This window comes from Pantoea phytostimulans, assembly GCF_046118715.1.
Classification (GTDB): Bacteria; Pseudomonadota; Gammaproteobacteria; order Enterobacterales; family Enterobacteriaceae; genus Pantoea; species Pantoea phytostimulans.
In genome coordinates this window covers 444,496-464,367 of record NZ_CP173698.1, presented here as the reverse complement: position 1 = coordinate 464,367, position 19,872 = coordinate 444,496, and the positions used below count along the sequence as shown (strand labels likewise).

Annotated in this window: 20 protein-coding genes; 8 read left to right on the top strand and 12 right to left on the bottom strand. The window is 50.5% G+C overall.

The window, feature by feature from the left end:
• Positions 1 to 80: 80 nt before the first annotated feature.
• From ACF2G4_RS02205 to mntR, 7 genes are all read right to left on the bottom strand, one after another.
• Positions 81 to 482 (bottom strand): H-NS family nucleoid-associated regulatory protein, encoded by a 402-nt coding sequence (locus ACF2G4_RS02205; RefSeq protein ID WP_215847236.1) that lies wholly within the window; start codon positions 480 to 482, stop codon positions 81 to 83.
• A gap of 923 nt (positions 483 to 1,405) precedes the next feature.
• Positions 1,406 to 1,573: an MFS transporter gene (locus ACF2G4_RS02200; protein ID WP_409075936.1), complete on the bottom strand. Its 168-nt coding sequence runs from the start codon at positions 1,571 to 1,573 to the stop codon at positions 1,406 to 1,408.
• A 95-nt stretch (positions 1,574 to 1,668) separates the two neighbouring features.
• The gene (locus ACF2G4_RS02195; RefSeq protein ID WP_409075935.1) at positions 1,669 to 3,192 is read right to left on the bottom strand and encodes an efflux transporter outer membrane subunit; all 1,524 of its coding nucleotides are present in this window, start codon (positions 3,190 to 3,192) and stop codon (positions 1,669 to 1,671) included.
• 10 nt (positions 3,193 to 3,202) lie between these two features.
• Positions 3,203 to 4,771, bottom strand: a complete 1,569-nt coding sequence (locus ACF2G4_RS02190; RefSeq protein ID WP_215847238.1) for a DHA2 family efflux MFS transporter permease subunit — start codon at positions 4,769 to 4,771, stop codon at positions 3,203 to 3,205.
• A complete protein-coding gene (locus ACF2G4_RS02185) occupies positions 4,768 to 5,919 on the bottom strand; it encodes an HlyD family secretion protein (protein ID WP_409075934.1) in 1,152 nt (383 codons plus the stop codon). Before ACF2G4_RS02185 ends, ACF2G4_RS02190 begins: the two co-directional genes overlap by 4 nt.
• Positions 5,920 to 6,060: 141 nt before the next feature.
• Positions 6,061 to 7,170, bottom strand: a complete 1,110-nt coding sequence (locus ACF2G4_RS02180; protein ID WP_215847240.1) for an SLC13 family permease — start codon at positions 7,168 to 7,170, stop codon at positions 6,061 to 6,063.
• Positions 7,171 to 7,191: 21 nt separating this feature from the next.
• Positions 7,192 to 7,650, bottom strand: a complete 459-nt coding sequence (gene mntR / locus ACF2G4_RS02175; protein WP_215847241.1) for a manganese-binding transcriptional regulator MntR — start codon at positions 7,648 to 7,650, stop codon at positions 7,192 to 7,194.
• A 267-nt stretch (positions 7,651 to 7,917) separates the two neighbouring features.
• On the opposite strand from mntR, the gene ACF2G4_RS02170 reads away from it, so the two are divergent.
• Entirely contained in the window at positions 7,918 to 8,109 is a 192-nt protein-coding gene (locus ACF2G4_RS02170) for a hypothetical protein (protein ID WP_215847242.1), read from the top strand.
• Between the two features lie 304 nt (positions 8,110 to 8,413).
• On the opposite strand, the gene ompX is transcribed toward ACF2G4_RS02170, so the two are convergent.
• Complete coding sequence (gene ompX, locus ACF2G4_RS02165) at positions 8,414 to 8,926, bottom strand: outer membrane protein OmpX (protein WP_215847243.1); 513 nt, start codon at positions 8,924 to 8,926, stop codon at positions 8,414 to 8,416.
• Positions 8,927 to 9,085: 159 nt separating this feature from the next.
• A complete protein-coding gene (locus ACF2G4_RS02160) occupies positions 9,086 to 9,241 on the bottom strand; it encodes a hypothetical protein (RefSeq protein WP_332627434.1) in 156 nt (51 codons plus the stop codon).
• A 54-nt stretch (positions 9,242 to 9,295) separates the two neighbouring features.
• Between ACF2G4_RS02160 and rhtA the strand changes: the two genes are divergently transcribed.
• From rhtA to ybiO, 6 genes are all read left to right on the top strand, one after another.
• Entirely contained in the window at positions 9,296 to 10,210 is a 915-nt protein-coding gene (gene rhtA, locus ACF2G4_RS02155; RefSeq protein ID WP_243078271.1) for a threonine/homoserine exporter RhtA, read from the top strand.
• Positions 10,211 to 10,534: 324 nt separating this feature from the next.
• On the top strand, positions 10,535 to 11,038 hold the full coding sequence (gene dps, locus ACF2G4_RS02150) for a DNA starvation/stationary phase protection protein Dps (protein ID WP_215847246.1): 504 nt from the start codon (positions 10,535 to 10,537) through the stop codon (positions 11,036 to 11,038).
• Positions 11,039 to 11,366: 328 nt separating this feature from the next.
• Complete coding sequence (gene glnH / locus ACF2G4_RS02145; protein WP_215848313.1) at positions 11,367 to 12,113, top strand: glutamine ABC transporter substrate-binding protein GlnH; 747 nt, start codon at positions 11,367 to 11,369, stop codon at positions 12,111 to 12,113.
• Positions 12,114 to 12,189: 76 nt separating this feature from the next.
• On the top strand, positions 12,190 to 12,849 hold the full coding sequence (glnP, locus tag ACF2G4_RS02140; protein ID WP_243078272.1) for a glutamine ABC transporter permease GlnP: 660 nt from the start codon (positions 12,190 to 12,192) through the stop codon (positions 12,847 to 12,849).
• Positions 12,846 to 13,568 (top strand): glutamine ABC transporter ATP-binding protein GlnQ, encoded by a 723-nt coding sequence (glnQ, locus tag ACF2G4_RS02135; RefSeq protein ID WP_215847247.1) that lies wholly within the window; start codon positions 12,846 to 12,848, stop codon positions 13,566 to 13,568. Before glnP ends, glnQ begins: the two co-directional genes overlap by 4 nt.
• A gap of 126 nt (positions 13,569 to 13,694) precedes the next feature.
• On the top strand, positions 13,695 to 15,965 hold the full coding sequence (gene ybiO / locus ACF2G4_RS02130; protein WP_409075437.1) for a mechanosensitive channel protein: 2,271 nt from the start codon (positions 13,695 to 13,697) through the stop codon (positions 15,963 to 15,965).
• An 81-nt stretch (positions 15,966 to 16,046) separates the two neighbouring features.
• Here ybiO and rlmF read toward each other — a convergent pair whose 3' ends face one another.
• The gene (rlmF, locus tag ACF2G4_RS02125) at positions 16,047 to 16,964 is read right to left on the bottom strand and encodes a 23S rRNA (adenine(1618)-N(6))-methyltransferase RlmF (protein WP_215847249.1); all 918 of its coding nucleotides are present in this window, start codon (positions 16,962 to 16,964) and stop codon (positions 16,047 to 16,049) included.
• Between the two features lie 185 nt (positions 16,965 to 17,149).
• Here rlmF and ACF2G4_RS02120 point away from each other — a divergent pair, with 185 nt between their 5' ends.
• Entirely contained in the window at positions 17,150 to 17,782 is a 633-nt protein-coding gene (locus tag ACF2G4_RS02120) for a flavin reductase family protein (protein WP_409075436.1), read from the top strand.
• Between the two features lie 32 nt (positions 17,783 to 17,814).
• Here the strand turns inward: ACF2G4_RS02120 and hutG are convergent, their stop codons facing one another.
• Entirely contained in the window at positions 17,815 to 18,639 is an 825-nt protein-coding gene (hutG, locus tag ACF2G4_RS02115) for an N-formylglutamate deformylase (RefSeq protein WP_332627424.1), read from the bottom strand.
• The gene (gene hutI, locus ACF2G4_RS02110) at positions 18,636 to 19,799 is read right to left on the bottom strand and encodes an imidazolonepropionase (RefSeq protein ID WP_409075933.1); all 1,164 of its coding nucleotides are present in this window, start codon (positions 19,797 to 19,799) and stop codon (positions 18,636 to 18,638) included. Before hutI ends, hutG begins: the two co-directional genes overlap by 4 nt.
• Positions 19,800 to 19,872: the final 73 nt, after the last annotated feature.

Here is a 19,872-nt window from a genome sequence, read left to right as displayed (position 1 = left end):
GTAGTTGATAAACAGGTGTAAATAAAAAAGCCGAGGCGCCAATATTGGCCCTCGGCTCCCGCATACAAGGATCGTGTCGATTAATCGATCAGGAAACTGTCCAGGCTCTTGCCTGAATCCAATGCTTTTTTAATCGCTGCTGGTGTACGGCCTTGGCCGGTCCATGATTTGGTTTCACCGTTTTCATCGGTATAAGAATATTTTGCTGGACGCGGAGCACGCTTAGAACGTTTTTTACCTGGCTCCAGAGCGCCTAATAATTCATTTGGGTCAATGCCGTCTGCCAACAGCATTTCGCGATATTTAGAGAGCTTTTCTTCTTTTTCGCGATTTTGAGTCTCTTCCGCTTCTGCTTCTTCGCGACGTTCGGTCACAACAACGGTTAATTTCTCGAGAATTTCTTCCAGGTCAGTCAGCGGCAGTTCACGAGCCTGGGCACGTAATGTGCGAATGTTGTTCAGAACTTTAAATGCGTCACTCATCACAATGTCCTTGATTGAGGGGGGTAATTAAAACTGTAGCGTTAAGATTACCTAATTCAAATAAAAAAATAAATTAATTTTACGCTACAGATTATTCTGAGCGCTAATTTAAATCGCTACGCTTTTTTTATCACCTCATTTTATGGGCTTTATTAACGTAGAATTAACAGTCTCGTGGCGTTAACCTCAAACTCTGGAATCGATTTCAGACGCGAGCATTTCATAAATTCTTCCTGATTGCTTTTAAACAAAATCATAAAAAGGTAACAGGATTATTCCCGCAGACGTTGGCGCGCGGCTTTTAACGGGGACTAAACCACGATCTCAATCAGAAGGTTCTACAAGCCACTGCTTTAAAAAAGCGGCTTAATAAATCAAATTTTTATAACCCTTACGAATTCTTCACGTTGGCGTTTTTTAATTACAGAGGTTAATGCTTGTGATTCTTCATCGGATGATAACCCATCATGCAAATAATGTTTCCTCTGTTCCAGGCGTCGGTTATGCGTTTCAGGAAGACACAAAATCACAAAAATGGTCTGCTATACGCGCTCGCGATACAGATAAAAAAGAGATCAGACAGCCCTGCGCTCGCCAGTAAAACAGGAAACATCAGTGAATTAATGAAATTCGCTGTCCCTATGGCAAATACTGCGCCATCCATAACCCAGGCGCGTAGGAAGAATTTCTAAAACAGCAATCATCTCACCGGTGAAAGCACGCCTTGATGAAAGCGATGAGACATAAGCATACGCAATAATCCCCTTTCACTGCACAAAACATCCGGCTAGCCATTCGCTGCTCCGGCATTAAATAGCCAGCGTTGTTGATAAATAATAAGCAAGCCATGCCATCCCATTTCCCCAGCTTTGTTGGGGTACAGCGAGCTGTTTTTTCCAACAGCTAAATACTGACTAACGCCATTAAAACAGAAATAGCGCCGTGGTAAGGGTGTTAAATAAGAATACGCTATCGCTCATATCCGCCGCTTTTAACAACACTGGCGCGTAATAAATTCGGATTTTAACGCCGGTAAACGCCTGAATGGCCGCGATGACCATGCCCATCATGTGTTCGGGATGAAACCCGATCTCGCGTGTGGCCGACAGGTCAGCGGGCTGTGATGAAACGTGTTTTCATCACAGCCGCGTATCCAAAAGCAATAAAAGTGAGAGGTGAAGGGGGATTAATTTACCTGGGTTGCCGGGCCAAACACATCATATTGCGGCAACGTAACGTTCTGATACGTTTCCCAACCCCCCCCCAAGGCTTTATACAAGGCGACTAAGTCTAATCCGCTTTGCATCCTCGCTTGCGTCGCCTGCTCCTGCGCTTGCGCCAGTTGGCGCTGTGCATCCAGTACGTCAAGGAATGTCGACAGGCCTTGTCGATAACTGTCGCTGGCAAGGTCAAACGCACGTTGCAGCGCACCCGTGGTTTCATCCAGCGCGGTGACACGCTGCTGGTCGGCGCGGTAACTTACCAGCGCGTTCTCCACATCTTGCAATGCGGTCAGTACCGTTTGGCGATAATCGAGTGCTGCGCTGGCTTGCTGCGCGCGCGCCAATTTCACACTGGAAACCAACTGACCGCCCTGGAAAATCGGAATCGACAGCGAGGGCCCGTAGCTGTAGAAGTGGCTGCTCCAGTTATCTAAATAGCTAACATCAGTGTTACGTACACCCAGCTGACCGGTTAATGACAGACTCGGAAAGAGTTGGGCTACCGAGACGCCAATATTGGCCGTCTGCGCGTGTAGCGTGGCTTCAGCCTGACGTATATCTGGTCGACGACGAGCCAGTGTGGATGGAATGCCGACTGAAACAATTTGCGGCAGCGTTGGCAGCGCTTTTGGCGTATTGAGTTCTGCATCCAACGCGCCCGGCGTTTTACCCAATAACACGGCTAAGCCGTTCATCGCTTGACGCGCATGAGCCTGATATTGCGGCAGCTGCGCCTGCAGCGTACTGAGCTGAGCGTGCGCATTTTCCACATCGGTCACGGGTGCTAAGCCGTTACGTTGCTGACTTTGCGTCAACTCTACGGTTTGCTGGGCAACATCGATCTGCTGCTGTAGCGTCTGCACCGTCGATTGCGCGCCGCGCAGTTGCAGCCAGGCACGCGCCACTTCAGCTTCTAACGACACTAACGCATCATTACGCTGCTCAATCGCTGCCTGCGTCTGTGCGTTCGCTGCCTCAACCTGACGTCGTACCCTGCCCCATAAATCAAGCTCCCAGCTGGCATCAAAACTGCCTTGATAGAGATTAACCGGCTGTGTCAGACTATTCAGCTGGTTGGTAACATCACTATCAAGCTGATCGTAAGCGCCATTTGACTTCAACAGGCCCTCGAGTCCTAGCTGCTGACGCGTCATTTTGGCTGAACCGTTCAGGCTGGGAAACAAACCGCCCTGCGCTTGCGCCAGCTGTTGTCGAGCGCCCGCAATGCGCAGCACTGCCTGTTGCAGCGTCAGGTTGCCTTCAATGGCACGCGCAATCAGGCTGTCGAGTTGCGGATCGTTGAAGCTGCGCCACCAACGAGCGTTGATCGCTGACGATCGCGGTTTAGAGGCTTCTTGTGATTCCAGCGAGTTGTAACCGCCCGGCATTTGCGGTTTCGGTGCCTGATAATCGGGCCCAACGGCGCAACCTGCCAGCCACATTGCCAGTGTTAATAAGCTCAACGGTTTGAGGCCGCGAGAAAACATAAACTTCATGTCAGTGTGCTCCTGCACTGCCTTCGCTTTTAATCGGCGACAGCAGCCAACAAAATGGAATCAATATCAGGGCGACGATGCTCAAACCTGAAAAGACGTCGATATAAGCGAGGATGCGCGACTGGGCAATCATCTCTTGATAAAGCTGCCCGGTGGCTAAGGTGATCGGATCGCCAACAGCCGACGTAAAGTCACGGATCGCCTGCGCCCAGTGCTGCACGGTAAGATTGAACGGCTCATTGAGCGGTGTCATGTTGTGCACCATGTGCGCCGACCGCACCTGTTCACGCTCGGTGATCGCCGCGGTAGAAAGTGAGATCCCAATCGATCCTGCCACATTGCGAAACATGGTAAACAGCGCGGAGGCATCGGCATTCAGTCGTTGCGGAATGGTGACAAAAGCGATGGTGGTCAAAGGAACAAACAAGAAACCCAGGCCAATTGACTGAGCACTACGCATCAACACCAGCGTGGTAAAATCGACATTCGGCGTTAAGGTTGCCGAATAGAAAAACGCCACGGCAAGACAGCTAAAACCAAAGGCGATGATATAGCGCGTCTGCACGATCGGCATCAGCTTAAGCACCAGCGGAATGGTCATCACGATCAACACGGCGCCCGGCGATAACACCAAGCCAGACCAGGTTGCGGTATAACCCAAATCCTGCTGTGCCAGCTGCGGTAATACCACCGAACTGCCGTACAGGATCATCGCCATACCCGCCATCAATAAACCCGCCACCCAAAAGTTACGATCCTTCATCACCAGGATGTCGACCACCGGTTTACGCGCATACATCAGCCAGTAAACCGCGCCAACAATGCCGATAACCGCCAAAATGGCAAACAACACAATGAAGTTTGAAGAAAACCAATCTTCATCTTCACCGCGATCCAGCATCACCTGTAAACAGCCAAGCCCGAGGGTAATCAGTGATATGCCAATGTAGTCGATCTTCAGGCGACCTTTAGCCCATTTGCGTTCCCACGGCGGATCTTCCAGCAGTTGATAGATCGCCATTACGGTTAAAATTCCTACCGGAATATTGATGAAAAATACCCAGCGCCAGCTGTAGTTATCCGTAATCCAGCCACCAAGCGTTGGCCCGATCACTGGCGCAACAATGATGGCGATAGAGGAGAGACCAAAGGCTTTGCCGCGATCTTCCGGCTTGAAGTAGTCAAGTAGCACCGATTGCTGCACCGGCTGCAAGCCTCCGCCGAAAAACCCCTGTAATACGCGGAACAGAATGATTTGCCACAGTTCGGTGGCGATACCGCACAGGAATGAGCAGATGGTGAACATCACAATGCAGATCAAGAAGAACTGCTTGCGGCCAAACAGGCGACTGAAAAAGGCAGAGATGGGCAGCACGATGCCGTTTGCCACCAGATACGAGGTCAACACCCAGGTTGACTCATCGTAGCTGGAAGAGAGCGAACCCGCGATGTGCGGCAACGCTACGTTGACGATCGTGGTGTCAAGGATCTCCATAAACACCGCCAGCGTAACCGTGATGGCAACTAGCCACGGATTACTGGCGGGTTTCCAGCTCTGCGTTGGGCTCATTCCACCGTCACCTTCGGTTCAACCGACAGACCCAGCGGCAGCGGATGGTTGGGATCTAAACCGTGGTCAATAACGATTTTCACCGGTACGCGTTGAACAATTTTTACGTAGTTGCCGGTGGCATTTTCCGACGGGAAGGTCGAGAAGCGCGAGCCGGAACCCATTTGAATACTGTCCACATGCCCTTGCAGCTTCATGTCTGGCCAGGCATCGACAGTGATCGCCACTTTATCGCCTGGGTTCATGCGCTCAAGTTGCGACTCTTTAAAGTTGGCCGTAATCCAGATGTCGGCTGACACCAGCGAGAAAAGTGAACTGCCAGCCTGCACCAGCGTACCGACCTGAACATTACGTTTCGTCACGAATCCGTCGTAAGGTGCGCGAACCTGAGTGTATGAAAGGTTTAACTCTGCCGTGTTGAGTTGCGCTTTAGCCTGTTCAACCTGCTGCTGACGCGCTTCGACATTGGTTTCCTGCTGACGAATTTGCAAAGCAACCTGAGAGGCCACTTCAACTTGTGCTTTGGCACTTTGCAGTTGTGCCTGCGCGGAACGCAGTTGCGCATTCGCGGTATCAATATTGCGTTGGCTGGTCGCGCGCGGATCAACACCGCGCTGACGGCGATAATCGGCTTGGGCATTCATCATATTTGCCTGCGCTTTGGCTTGATCGGCTAACGCCTGATCGCGCTGCGCCGGATATTGAACGCGAGACAGCGCCAGTTGCGCCTGCGCCTGATGTAATTGTGCCTGCGCTAAGCCAAGCTGGGCTTTAGCCTGATCGCGCTGCGCACTGGTATCACTGGGATCAATCTCAACCAGCAAATCACCCTTTTTCACCCGCTGGTTATCTTTAACCAGCAGTTTGACGACATAACCTGAGGCTTTGGGCGCAATAGTGACCGCATCACCTTCGGTAAAGGCATCGTCAGTGGTCTCTTCATTGCGGGTACTAAACCAGAAATAGAAGCCGACGATCAGCATCACCACAACGATAATCGCTAAAATAATCAGCGGCTTTTTACCGGGGCGTTTACGTTCGGGTTCATCGTTATTCTGGTTTTCTTGTGACTGACTGTTTTTATCCGCCGCGTTATCAGCGTCTTCCTGGCGTGGCTCGCGTTGATCTTTCTCGCTCATAGTTCCCATCACTGGCTAAGGCCCTAATTCCCGGGCATAAAAGGTCAAATTAACCTTAGATGGGAAACTGACAAATTCCAGTGCAACTTTACATAACTTGATGAAAGACGCACGTCCTGCCAATTAATTCATTAGCAGGACGAAATGATGTCAGGAAATCAGGCGCAGCAGCAGCCAGCCGCTCAGCATTGCCCAGGCGAGCAATGGCAGGGAAAAGAGATGAAAGCGCCACCAAACGCGGCGATCTTTTGCCATACGCAAGGCAATCAAATTGGCAAGAGAACCAGGCAGCAGACCGAAGCCACCGATATTTACTGCCCATGCGAGTACCTCTGAAGAAGGCACTTTTTGCAGCAGCAGAATAGTCGCCGGTACGTTGCTAATAACTTGTGATAACGCGATAGCCAGCAAGTAAAGCGCGCCGTCGCCAAGATGCGTAATCGCATCGAAATGCGCCTGTAAAACGGGCAAGCGCGTGAGTAAATAGACATCAACAAACATGGCGATAAAAACTGCCAGCAAGCTCCAGTCGATATTGAGCAATACCGGGCGCGCCATGATTAAAAAGCACAGCACAATCAACAGGAGTGCCCAGCCAGTGAGATGCCATTCCAATGCGGCAATAAACAGCACATACAGCAAGACGCTCACCGCAAACAGCGGCTTCCGCCATTGATGCGTTTCATTATTTTGATGTTTTTGTATTTCTCGCGTTGAAAAGCTCCACCAGGTCAATGCAACCAGGCTCAGCAGCAGCCAAGCCGCCAAGGGAAACATCTGCCCGATAAATCCCGCCACGCTGAGAGAACCGTGGCTCCATAGCAAAATATTTTGCGGATTACCGACCGGCGTTAGCAACGAGCCAGCATTGACCGCCAACGCTTCAAAAATGATTAAACGTGAAAGGGGTAAGCGAGAGAATTTTCGTAGTGTTAACGTTAGCGGCACCAAAATAAACAGTGCAACATCGTTCGTCAGAAAGGTAGAAAGCAGCGCCGCGGCTAACACCATAAACAAGGCCAATGCCCGCTCATGCTTAAAACGGCTGATTAATCGCTCGCCTAGCACATCAAAATAGCCGCTGACTTCTAATCCCTTTGTCAGGATCAACAATCCTGTCAGCGTAATAATGGTATGCCAGTCCACGGCGCCAGGCAGGTCTGACCAACGAAAGTTGGCCAGAAATAGCAAGATCGCTCCAATGATTAACAGCAGATGCAAAATTCGGTCATGCAAAAAGGAGCGAAAAAGAGTGGGCATGTTGGCCGTTCGCCTTAAAGGTTAGCGATTTTCGTAGAACTTCTGGAAGACGGCCAGCGTTTCATCACTGACGTGATGCTCAATGCCTTCAGAGTCGCGGCGCGCGGTTTCTGGACTAATGCCCAGCGCTAACAAGAAGGTTTCAACAATGTAATGGCGTGCACGACTCTCTTCCGCCAGCTTTTCACCTTCACTGGTTAAGAACACGCCGCGATAAGGAACCTGCTCAACCAAACCGGCGATGCTCAGGCGCTTCAGCATTTTCGCTACCGTCGGCTGTGAGACACCGAGGCGCGCAGCCATATCAACCTGACGCGCTTCGCCAAATTCACCAATCAAATCAGAGATTAGCTCAACGTAGTCATCAATAAGTTCACGGCGATGCGCTTCACGCACCTGCCGAAAACCTTCGACATGCTCTTCAATATCTTTTAGTGGTCCTTGCGGGGCAGAAACCACGCTTTTAGCACGACGACTCATTCAACTTCCTCTTTATTATTATCCGTATTCAACCTGCTCTACGGATTAGCTGCGCTCATTGTAAACCAGGTGCAAAGAAGCTCAAATTTTTCCTAATTAGCATTGGCTAAAGGATATAGCCAATGCTATATTTGTCGATAATGTAAGCAGCAACGCTGGTCAGCCAGTGAAGATCGTGCAAGATCCTTTTTCATCATTGCTGTTGTTCTAAGCTTAATTGACGATCTCTGCTTACTTTTGCGTCAACATTCATTGGGAGGTGATTCTATGAGCACCCTAAAAAGCTGTTTAGATTGCAGCAAATGCTTCCAGGCTGAAAAAACAACGTCCGTGGATATCAAATCCTGGTTGTGCCTGCTGACGCGTTCCCCTTTTACGCTTCGTCTGATGTTGATCGAAAAATTGCTCGGTAAAAAAACTGACAATCGTCGCTGCCAAAACCTGATCTGGCGCGGCTAAACATCCCGCTTTTTAAGCCTTTCACATTAATGCTGAAGGGCTACCAATCTTGTTAACTCCCCATCGACCGCGCTCGCTTCGTTAGTTTGTGCCCTTTTAATCTGCGACATTGCGTTGTTCAATCATCCGTTTAAATTTTCATCCTAATCTGGAAAGCGCAGTGCATTTCTGAGTCGAAAAAGTGCGCGCCTGACTCAATGATGGTGGGAAAGGTCAATGAATAAGGTGAGAAAAGACGAGGAAGTGCAGAAACGAAAAAACGGCCCATTAAGGGCCGTTTTGGAATAGGCAGTCTAAGCTGAACTTAGAAGCTGTAACCTACGCCAGCAATCCAGGTGCCAACGTCAACGTTACGGATGCGGCTCTGCTCGTAGCCCACGTCCAGTGCAACGTTTTCGATTGGGTTGAACTGCATACCTGCGCCGTAAGAGAAACCTACGTCGCTTGAATCAGATTTGTCGCGTGATGCGGTAGTGTTCTGCTCGAACTTACCGTAGCCGAGACCAACAACACCGTAGATGCTTGCCCAGTCGTTCAGACGGAAAGCAGGACCACCGGTAATGCCGTAGTATTGGCCTTTGTTATAAACGCCAGCTTCGGTACGATCTTTCTCGGTGTAAGTGAAAGAACCGATCCAACCCAGTGGGTTAGAACCGTCTTCGTAGCGGTATTTCAGGTTGAAGCCGTTAGCTTTGTTAGCAACGCCCTGATAATCGCTCTGCGCATAGCCACCAGATACAGTGCTTTGCGCCATTGCGGAACCTGCGGATACAGCCAGAACACAGGCCAGTGCTGAAAGACATGCAATTTTTTTCATAACCACCTCAAATGTGAAAGTACTACTCTCCTGACAACGCTGAAAATATAACAAAAAATAGCGAGAAACTCTGCCCAGATTTTATTGTCTAACAGAAAGTTTGGTGTAACAGGACGTTAATGCACGATCCTATGTCATTCTTTTTTCTTATAAAAACCATCATTTTTCTGCAATAAACTTTTCGTCTTTTAATTTCCGCTTTAAGTAAAATCCTAAAAAATCCTGACGTTTCTTTACTAAATTGGCGCTGAAATTGCGCAATTCATGCGCAGTTAAACCAAATTTAAACCACGCGCCATCGTCTCTTTTGCCCATAAATTCCATTACACTGTGCACTTGTTAAGTAAATGATCAGGATGTAGCCACAGGATGTCACCTACCTCACCCCTAAGAAATCTCGCACCGGTTTTAATGCCTATTGCGGTACTGCTCATCGCGATGCTTTCACTGCAAGGCGGCGCATCGCTGGCCAAGTCGCTTTTTTCCACTGTGGGTGCCACCGGGATTACAGCGTTACGTTTAGGGCTGGGGACGCTTATTCTCTGTGCAATTTTTAAGCCGTGGCGTCTACATTTCACGCGTGCGCAGCGCATGCCGCTATTGATGTATGGCCTGGCGCTCGGCGCTATGAACTTCTTGTTTTATCTTTCTATTCGTACCGTGCCGCTTGGCGTGGCGGTTGCGCTGGAATTCACCGGTCCCTTAACGCTTGCACTGCTTGGTTCACGCCGCTTGCTGGATTTTGTCTGGGTCGTGCTGGCCGTGATTGGATTATGGTTTTTGCTGCCGTTCGGCGCGAACATGACGGCAATCGATCCGCTGGGTGCAGCATGCGCTGTTGGCGCAGGCGCATGTTGGGCATTTTATATTTTGGCGGGGCAACGTGCGGGCGCGGAACACGGTCCTGCCACCGTGGCGATGGGTTCGTTGATTGCTTCTGTTATTTTTGTACCGCTGGGTCTGACTTTTGCGGAAAGCGGCATCTGGCACTGGAGTGTGCTTCCCATTGCGTTGCTGGTCGCTCTGCTTTCTAGTGCCATCCCCTATTCTCTTGAAATGATCGCGTTAACCCGCTTACCGGCACGCATTTTTGGTACGTTGATGAGTCTGGAACCCGCGATGGCAGCGTTATCGGGCATGCTTTTTCTTGGCGAAACCCTGAATGGACAACAATGTCTTGCCTTGCTGGCGATCATCATAGCTTCTGCCGGTTCGACACTCACAATGAAGCCAAAAAAGAACCGGTTAAGTGAGGTTGAGTTAAATAATGCAGCGCCAAAATAAATTATTTGGCCTGTGAAAACGCGGGCCAAATAACAAGCGTATTAATCTTGATAAGCCTTCTTAATTAACGAACGGCTTTTACCGTATTATTTTGAAACAGTCAGATATACCACATTGACACATTAACCTAACCACCTGTAAATATTAAATTTTTAGCTCACGCTAAATTTAACATTGCATTAACTACCTTGGCTAAATGCTTATTTATAACCAGGAAGTGCTCTATTTCAGCCATCGGCATAGCCGTTACTGCAAACTCCCAAAGCGCTGCTATACTTATTCCCGTACTTGACTAGGACAACCATCAAAGAGAGGACTGAAACGATGAGTACCGCTAAACTGGTTAAAACAAATTCTTCTGATCTCATTTACACCCGTAATGACGTGGCTGAAAACGATAAAAAAGCCACCATCGAGGTGCTGAACCGGCTGGTAGTGGAGTTCATTGACCTGTCGTTGATCACTAAGCAAGCGCACTGGAACATGCGCGGTGCGAACTTTATTGGTGTGCATGAGATGCTGGACGGCTTCCGCACCACAATTACCGATCATCAGGACACGATTGCAGAACGCGTTGTGCAGTTGGGCGGCGTAGCACTCGGTACAGCGCAGGTGGTGAGTGATAAAACGCCACTGCAAAGCTATCCGCTGAATATTCATAGCGTACAGGATCATCTTAAAGCACTGGCAGATCGGTATGGTCTGGTTGCTAACGATGTACGTAAAGCCATCACTGAAGTGAAGGATGAAGATACCGCTGATATCTTTACCGCAGCGTCACGTGACCTCGATAAATTCCTGTGGTTTATCGAAGCTAATATCGAATAAATTATAAGTTAACGTTCGACATGATAAATCAGGCGGGGAAACCCGCCTTTTTTATGCCTTGTTACCGGCTTTTTATGACTTCGTTAACAGTTTTCCCTTTCAGATTTTTACCGCCTCCGCTTTTACGTCACACTTCCTGTTGCACCAAAATAACCTTACGCACCAATATAGGGCGCCATTTTAGTGCAAAGCGCTAATGCGATGCAAAATCGTGTCAGCCAGCCTGTCCAACTCACTGATTTTAGAGATTTTGCAAAGTTGGCATAATTCTTTCATATGACAAGCCGCAAACACGGGTTTTATAACCTTGTAGTAATAAGGAAAAATGATGAAGTCACTGTTTAAAGTCTCTGTGGCCGCGCTGGCGCTGGCCTTCTCACTCTCTTCTACCGCAGCTGAAAAAAAATTGGTTGTCGCCACTGACACCGCCTTTGTTCCTTTCGAATTTAAGCAAGGCGACAAATACGTCGGTTTTGACGTTGATTTGTGGGCAGCTATCGCGAAAGAACTGAAACTGGATTACACCCTGAAACCGATGGACTTCAGCGGCATCATTCCTGCACTGCAAACGCGCAACGTTGACCTAGCGTTAGCGGGTATTACCATTACCGAAGAACGTAAAAAAGCCATTGAGTTTTCTGACGGTTACTACAAAAGCGGCTTGTTGGTGATGGTGCGTAACAACGAAAACGACATCAAAGGCATCAGCGATCTGAACGGCAAAGTCGTGGCAGTGAAAAGCGGAACCGGTTCGGTCGAATACGCTAAAGCGAATATCAAATCTAAAGATCTGCGCCAGTTCCCAAATATTGACAGCGCTTATATGGAGCTTGGCACCAACCGTGCTGACGCTGTACTGCACGACACGCCAAATATTCTGTACTTCATCAACACCGCCGGTAAAGGCCGCTTCAAAGCGGTAGGCGACTCAATTGAAGCTCAGCAATATGGTATCGCCTTCCCGAAAGGCAGCGACGATTTACGTGAAAAAGTAAACGGCGCACTGAAGACCATTAAAGAAAACGGGACTTACAACGAGCTGTACAAAAAATGGTTCGGCAGCGAACCTAAATAATAATTTGAGCTCGATTTAATTTTCAGCAGGGAATATTTCCCTGCTTTTTTCCATCGCAACATATCTGGAGTTCACCATGGAGTTCGACTGGAGCGTTATCTGGCCAGCCATGCCCGCGCTGCTTGAAGGCGCCAAACTGACCTTAATCATCTCCGTAATTGGGCTGATTGGGGGGTTGATCATCGGTTTGGTCGCAGGTTTTGCCCGCGCCTACGGCGGTTGGTTCACCAACAACCTCGCACTGGTGTTCATTGAAATTATCCGCGGCACGCCAATCGTGGTGCAGGTAATGTTCATCTATTTCGCCTTGCCCATGGCTTTCCCGGACTTGCGCATTGATCCGTTCAGCGCAGCGGTTGTCACTATCATGATTAACTCGGGTGCCTATATCGCGGAGATCACGCGCGGCGCGGTGTTATCCATTAATAAAGGTTTTCGCGAAGCTGGATTGGCGCTTGGCCTGTCACGCCGTGAAACCTTGCGTTATGTCATTATGCCGCTGGCGCTGCGCCGCATGTTGCCACCGCTGGGCAACCAGTGGATTGTCAGCATTAAAGACACCTCGCTGTTCATCGTTATCGGCGTGGCGGAACTGACACGTCAGGGTCAGGAAATTATTGCCGGTAACTTCCGTGCACTGGAAATCTGGAGCGCGGTTGCGATCATTTATCTGGTGATTACGCTGGTGTTGAGCTTTGTGCTGCGCCGTATTGAAAAAAGGGTGAAAATCCTGTGATTGAATTTAAAGACGTCTCGAAGCATTTTGGTAAAACGCAGGTGCTGCATAACATCGACCTGAAGATTAATCAGGGTGAAGTGGTGGTGATTATCGGCCCTTCTGGTTCAGGTAAATCCACGCTGCTACGCTGCATCAATAAATTGGAAGAGATCACCAGCGGCGAGCTGATTGTTGATGGATTAAAAGTGAATGACCCTAAAGTGGATGAGCGTCTGATCCGCCAGGAAGCGGGGATGGTGTTCCAGCAGTTCCATCTGTTTCCACAGATGAGCGCGTTGGATAACGTCGCTTTTGGACCGATTCGCGTCCGTGGTGCGAAAAAAGAGGCAGCGCGCGCACTGGCGCAGGAACTCTTGGGCAAAGTCGGTCTGGCGGAACGCGCCCACCACTTCCCTTCTGAACTTTCTGGTGGTCAGCAGCAACGCGTCGCGATTGCGCGTGCGCTGGCGGTGAAGCCTAAGATGATGCTGTTTGATGAGCCAACCTCCGCGCTCGATCCTGAACTGCGTCACGAAGTGTTAAAAGTGATGCAGGATTTGGCCGAAGAAGGCATGACCATGGTGATCGTCACCCATGAAGTTGGCTTCGCTCAGAAAGTTGCCTCACGCCTGATTTTCATCGACAAAGGTCGCATCGCTGAAGATGGCAATCCCGATGCGTTAATCAGCAATCCGCCAAGCGATCGTCTGCGCGAATTCTTGCAGCACGTCTCTTGATAAAACGGGCCGCTTTATAAGATTGCGGCCCTTTTTTATCTGCCCTTCTTCTTTCAGAATTTTGATTCGCCATCCCTGACTATACTTTTTCTCTTGTGAAGCAAGCATGTTGCTAAGGAGAAAGCCATGTTGTCAGCCTGCCCACCCCGCATATTTTTGCGGCGTTGGATTCTGCTCTGTCTGTTATTTTTCATTACGCTACCTACAGCACAAGCCGTTTCATTGCCCCAAGCCGCTGTTGCGGCACAACAAACCAAAACCGATTCAGGTAATGCGCAAGAACCTGGCCTGAGTGATAAAAAAGCCGCGTACGCGGCATTGGCAAACATTCTTGATAACGATCAGTCCCGCCAGGAATTAATTGAGCAACTGCGTAATGCCGCCGCGACACCCACCGATACCGGTACACCAGAACTGGCACCGCCAACCGAGGAGCCGGAAGAAAAGACCGTGCTGCAGCGGCTCACCGATATGACGCGCCAATATGGCGGTGAAGCCGCTACGCAATTCATTCGGCTGCACGACAATATTCTCTACGCGCCACATAAGCCCTTTAATCCCGTGACCTTTGTGAATGCGGTAAACCATTTTGCCGGCCTGGCCTTGGCGATGTTTGCCCTTTACTGGCTGCTGCGTCGTTTGGTTTATCCACTCTATCAACGTCTTGGAGCATGGGGACGACAGAAAAATCGCGATCACCGTAACTGGCTACATCTTCCCGCTACCATCATTGGCGCGTTTATCATTGACCTGCTGTTACTGGCGCTGGCGTTGTTTATCGGCCAAATTATCAGCGATAACTTTCACGGCGATAGTCGCACTATCGCCTATCAGCAGGGTTTGTTCCTCAACGCCTTTGCCTTAATCGAATTTTTTAAAGCGCTGTTGCGCCTGATTTTCTGCCCGCATTTTCCTGAACTCCGTTTTTTTCATCTCAACGATGAGCGCGCCAGCTACTGGAATACGCGGCTAAGCTGGCTCAGCGGCATCATGGGTTACGGTTTATTGGTGATCGTGCCGATTGTGTCTAATCAGGTGAACGTGCAAATTGCAGCGCTACTGAACATTGCCATTATGGCGATCATGACCTGTTGGGCGCAGTGGCTGATATTCAGTAACAAACGCAATATTCACAATGCGTTGATTGGGTTAGCCAACCGCAGCATGGCCTTTTTTGCCTTCTTCATTCGAGCGTTTGCGCTGTTCTGGCACTGGCTGGCGAGCGCGTATTTTATCGCGCTGTTTTTGTTTTCGATTTTCAATCCCGGCGACAGCCTGAAATTTATGATGTCCGCCACGGTACGCAGCCTGGCCATTGTCGGCATGGCCGCTTTTGTTTCCGGTATTTTGACGCGCTGGATAGGTAAAACCATTATTTTGTCACCCGATCTGCGCCGCAATTACCCTGAATTGCAAAAGCGCGTGAATGACTGGGTTCGCGCCATGCTAAAGCTGGCCCGCATTCTCACGGTTTTTGCCACCTTGCTACTGCTACTTAATGCCTGGAACCTGTTTGATCTTTGGCATTGGCTAACCATTGGTGCTGGCGAAAAAATGGTGGATATCCTGATCCGCATCGTGATGATTTTACTGCTGTCCGCGATCGGCTGGACGGTGCTGGCGAGTTTGATTGAAAGCCGTCTCGCCTCTGATTCACATGGCCGCCCAATGCCCAGCGCCCGCACACGTACACTGCTGACACTATTCCGCAACGCGTTAGCCGTGGTGATTAGCACCATTACCATCATGATCTTACTGTCAGAAATTGGCGTCAATATTGCGCCTCTGCTGGCGGGTGCAGGCGCCTTGGGGTTGGCGGTTTCCTTCGGATCACAAACGCTGGTGAAGGACATTATTACCGGCATTTTTATTCAGTTTGAGAATGGCATGAACACCGGCGATTTGGTGACGATAGGCGCCATTACCGGCACGGTGGAGCGCATGTCAATTCGATCTGTTGGCGTACGTCAGGATACCGGCGCTTATCACATCATTCCCTGGTCTTCGATCACCACCTTCGCCAACTTTGTGCGCGGTATCGGCTCGTTTGTTGCGAACTATGATGTCGATCGTAATGAGGATACGGAACGCGCTAATCGAGCGCTGCAGGCGGCAGTAAATGAACTGCTGGAAAACCCAGAGATTCGCGGCATGGTCATTGGCGAACCAAACTTTGCAGGCTTAGTCGGGCTGACTAATCAGGCATTTACTGTGCGCGTCTCGTTTACCACCCAGCCGCTTAAGCAGTGGACGGTACGTTTTGCTTTAGATGAAAAGGTGAAGAAGCATTTTGATGCTGCAGGCATCAAAGCGCCGCACCAAACGGTGGAAGTGATGCAAACCGGACCTGACGTTGCAGGCGCTGCCAGCTTACCGGCGTTACCGGCCCCGCAATAACCGCGCTATTTTTAGTCGGTACCACAAGCAGAACATCCGCCACCTGAATACAGGTGGCGGATGCCATCAACAAACGTTGGATTAACGTAAACGCTGCGCGCGTGTCGCCGCAGGCATAAATGACCAGGCCAGGAAGCGGCTCTGTTTCTGGCCCTGCGCCATGTTCACTACGCGAACCTCTACATCCAGCGCCTGCAACTGTTTTTCCAGCGCAGCCAGATTATCTTTGCTGGAGATCAGCGACGTGAACCAGATGCATTGACGCGCCAGCGCCACGCTTTCCTGAATCATTTTGCTGACAAAGGCTTTTTCGCCGCCGACGCACCATAACTCATTATGTTGACCACCAAAGTTCAGCGGTGCGGATTTCTCCAGACCCAAATTACGCACTTTACGCTGTGAACTGGCCGCAGCTTCAGCGGCAGAGGCATGGAACGGTGGATTACACATCACGGCGTGGAAAAAATCGTTCTTGTTCACGACACCCGCCAAAATAGCATCGCTGTTTTTTTGACGGCGCAGGCGAATATTGCGCTGCAAACCAGGATTCGCAGCCACGATTTGATTCGCGGCTTTCAATGCGCTTTCATCAATTTCAGTGCCGGTGAAGCGCCAGCCATATTCAGCCTGACCAATCAGCGGATAGATGCAGTTTGCACCACAGCCGATATCCAGCACATCGGCCATCGGGATTTTTCCTTGATTATCCAGCGCCAGCAGATCGGCCAGATAATGCACATAATCTGAACGGCCCGGCACGGGCGGACAGAGTGAACCCGGCGCAAGTTGCCAGTCAATGCCGTAAAACAGCTTGATCAAGGCCTGATTCAGCAGCATCACCGCCTCGGGATCGGCAAAATCCACCGACTGCACGCCATAACCATTAGGGCGCACTTTCACCGCCAGCGGTGGATGTGCAGCGATTAAGGCGGCAAAATCGTATTCACTTTGATGGCGATTACGGGCATGGAACGGTGACGAACTGGCTGACTTTTTCATACTTTCTCTCAATTATTCGGGCGCGCGTACAATACGCTGTGCATCGCTGAAAATAAATAATGAATATGCGAAGAGCGTCGGGTTGAGACAACTACGCGGCTTCGCACAATCCGCTTACACAATTCTCGCCGACTCAATCAATGCTGTAAGACTAAGATAAAACAAAAAACGCTATCGGAGATTTCATGACGCACAAACGTTACTCTTACCAACCGCGCGCAGGTCACGGATTGCCGCACGATCCTCTCAATGCGATTGTTGGACCACGCCCGATTGGTTGGATCAGTTCCATCAGCGCCAGCGGTCATCGCAACCTTGCGCCTTACAGCTTCTTCAACTGCTTTAATTATCATCCGCCCATCATCGGTTTCGCCAGCAGCGGATGGAAAGACAGTGTGCAGAATATTTCTGAGACCAAAGAATTTGTCTGGAACCTGGCAACGCGTTCGTTAGCAGAAGCGATGAACGAGAGCTCCGCTTCGGTGCCCGCCGATCAGGATGAGTTTGCTATTGCTGGCTTAACGCCGTTACCCGCCTCGCAGGTCAAGCCGAGTTTAGTGGCGGAAAGCCCGGTTAATTTTGAATGTAAGCTCACGCAGCTCATTCAGTTGCAGGATACACAAGGTCAGCCGATTGATAGCTGGTTGGTATTGGGTGAAGCGGTGGCGATTCATATCGATGAAACGCTGCTGGAAAATGGCATTTATCAAACCGCCAAAGCCGAGCCGATTCTGCGCGCTGGCGGACCGAGCGCCTATTACAGCATCACTGAAGCGCAGCGTTTTGATTTAGTGCGCCCGGATGCTCGTCGGGCATAAAGCATCACAGCGCGTCTTCTCGACGCGCTTGTTTACACCTTTCCTTGTTCGATAAATGCCTGTATCAGCGGCTTCAACACTTTCTGTAGCGCGGTGGCACGTTCCTGTCGCCAGGCAAAGGGGGGTGTTTCATCCATGTAATTGCATTGCGCCAGTTCGAGCTGCACCGCTTGCACATTCTCATCAGGTTGCGCGTAGGCGCGAGTAATGTAACCGCCCTTGAAGCGCCCATTCAGCACCCAGCTGTATTTATCTTGTTCAGCACACACAGCCTGAATAGCGTTAATCACCGCTGGGCTACAGCTGGCACCGTCGTTGGTACCAATATTGATATCCGGCAGGCGTCCTTCAAACAGGCGAGGAATCACGCTGGCAATCGAGTGGGCATCAAACAGCAAGGCATAACCGTATTCGGCTTTGAGTCGCGCCAGCTCATGTTGAATTTGCTGATGATAAGGCTGCCAGATGTGATCAATATAGCTTTGGCGCTGTTCAGCGCTTGGCGTTTTTCCTTCCGCGAAGGTCGGTGTGCCATCAAACAGCGTTTCGGGAAACAAACCCGTGGTTGCGGTGGTGTACAGCGGTTGGTTGTCGGGCGGACGATTAAGGTCAACGACGAAGCGTGAGTAGCGGCCAATGATCACGCTGGCACCCAAATCGCGCACAAAATCGTACAATAGCGGAATGTGCCAATCGGTATCCGGCAAGCTGCGCGCGGCATCGCTCAACGCGTTTTCAACCTCTGGCGTAAGCAACGTACCCGCGTGCGGAATGCTAACCAGCAGCGGGATCTTGCCTTGGGTAAAGTGAAAACAGGTGGATTCACTGCTTGTTTCGCTGATTTTTTCACTGCTCATTGTGCTTCTCCACGATAGATGACTTTACAGGGCAGCTCACCACCCAACCAGTAAACCAATTCTGCCGGACGGGCTAATGGCCAATGAACGAAGCTGGCGACTTTGCCCGCTTCAAGCGTGCCATGAGTCTGTTCCAGACCAAGCGCTTTTGCTCCCCAAATCGTCACGCCTGCCAGCGCCTCTTCCGGTGTCATGCCAAATAGCGTGCAACCCATGTTTAACATCAAGCGCAGGGATAATGCCGGTGATGTGCCAGGATTCGCATCGCTTGCCAGCGCCATCGGCACGCCATAACGGCGGAACAGTTCAACCGGCGGACGCTGAGTTTCACGCAGCAGGTAAAACGCACCCGGCAGCAACACCGCAACCGTTCCATGCTGCGCCATGGCCTTAACATCATCTTCCGTGGCGTATTCCAGGTGATCGGCAGAAAGCGCGTCGTAACGCGCTGCCAGTGCGGCACCGCCTAGCGATGAAAGCTGTTCTGCGTGTAACTTAACCGGCAAACCCAACGCTGTTGCCTGATCAAACACACGCGCCACCTGCGCAGGCGACAAAGCCAGATGTTCGCAAAAAGCATCGACCGCATCCGCCAGCCCTTTCGCTTTTACCTGCGGCAATAGCTGATTGCAGATGACATCAATCCAGCCGTCGGGATTGTGTTTGAATTCTGGCGGGAAACCGTGGGCGGCTAAACAGGTCGCGAATACATCCGCTGGCACGCTTTCGCTTAACTCACGAATCGCCCGTAACATGCGCAGCTCACTCTCTTCATCCAGACCATAACCCGATTTGATTTCAACCGTAGTCACGCCTTCTGCCAGTAAGCGATCCAGTCGCCAGCGCGCAGAAGCCACTAACTCCTGCTGGCTGGCCGCGCGCGTGGCACGCACGGTAGAAAGAATACCGCCGCCCTGCGCAGCAATCTCAGCGTAGCTAACGTTATTTAATCGCTGCTCAAACTCCTGGCTGCGATTGCCGCCAAACACCAAATGGGTGTGACAATCCACCAAACCCGGCGTGATGATGCCACCCGAAAGTTGATGCTGCTCACGCGCGTGAAACGCCGGCATCGTTTCACGCGGCCCTACCCAGTGCAGCTTCCCGGCTTTTACCGCCAGTGCGCCATCTTCGATGATCTGGTACTTACCGCCCTGCATAGTCACCAGATCGGCCCCTAGCCACAGGCTATCTATTGATAAGTCATCTGCTGTTGTCACCTCATCGCTCCTG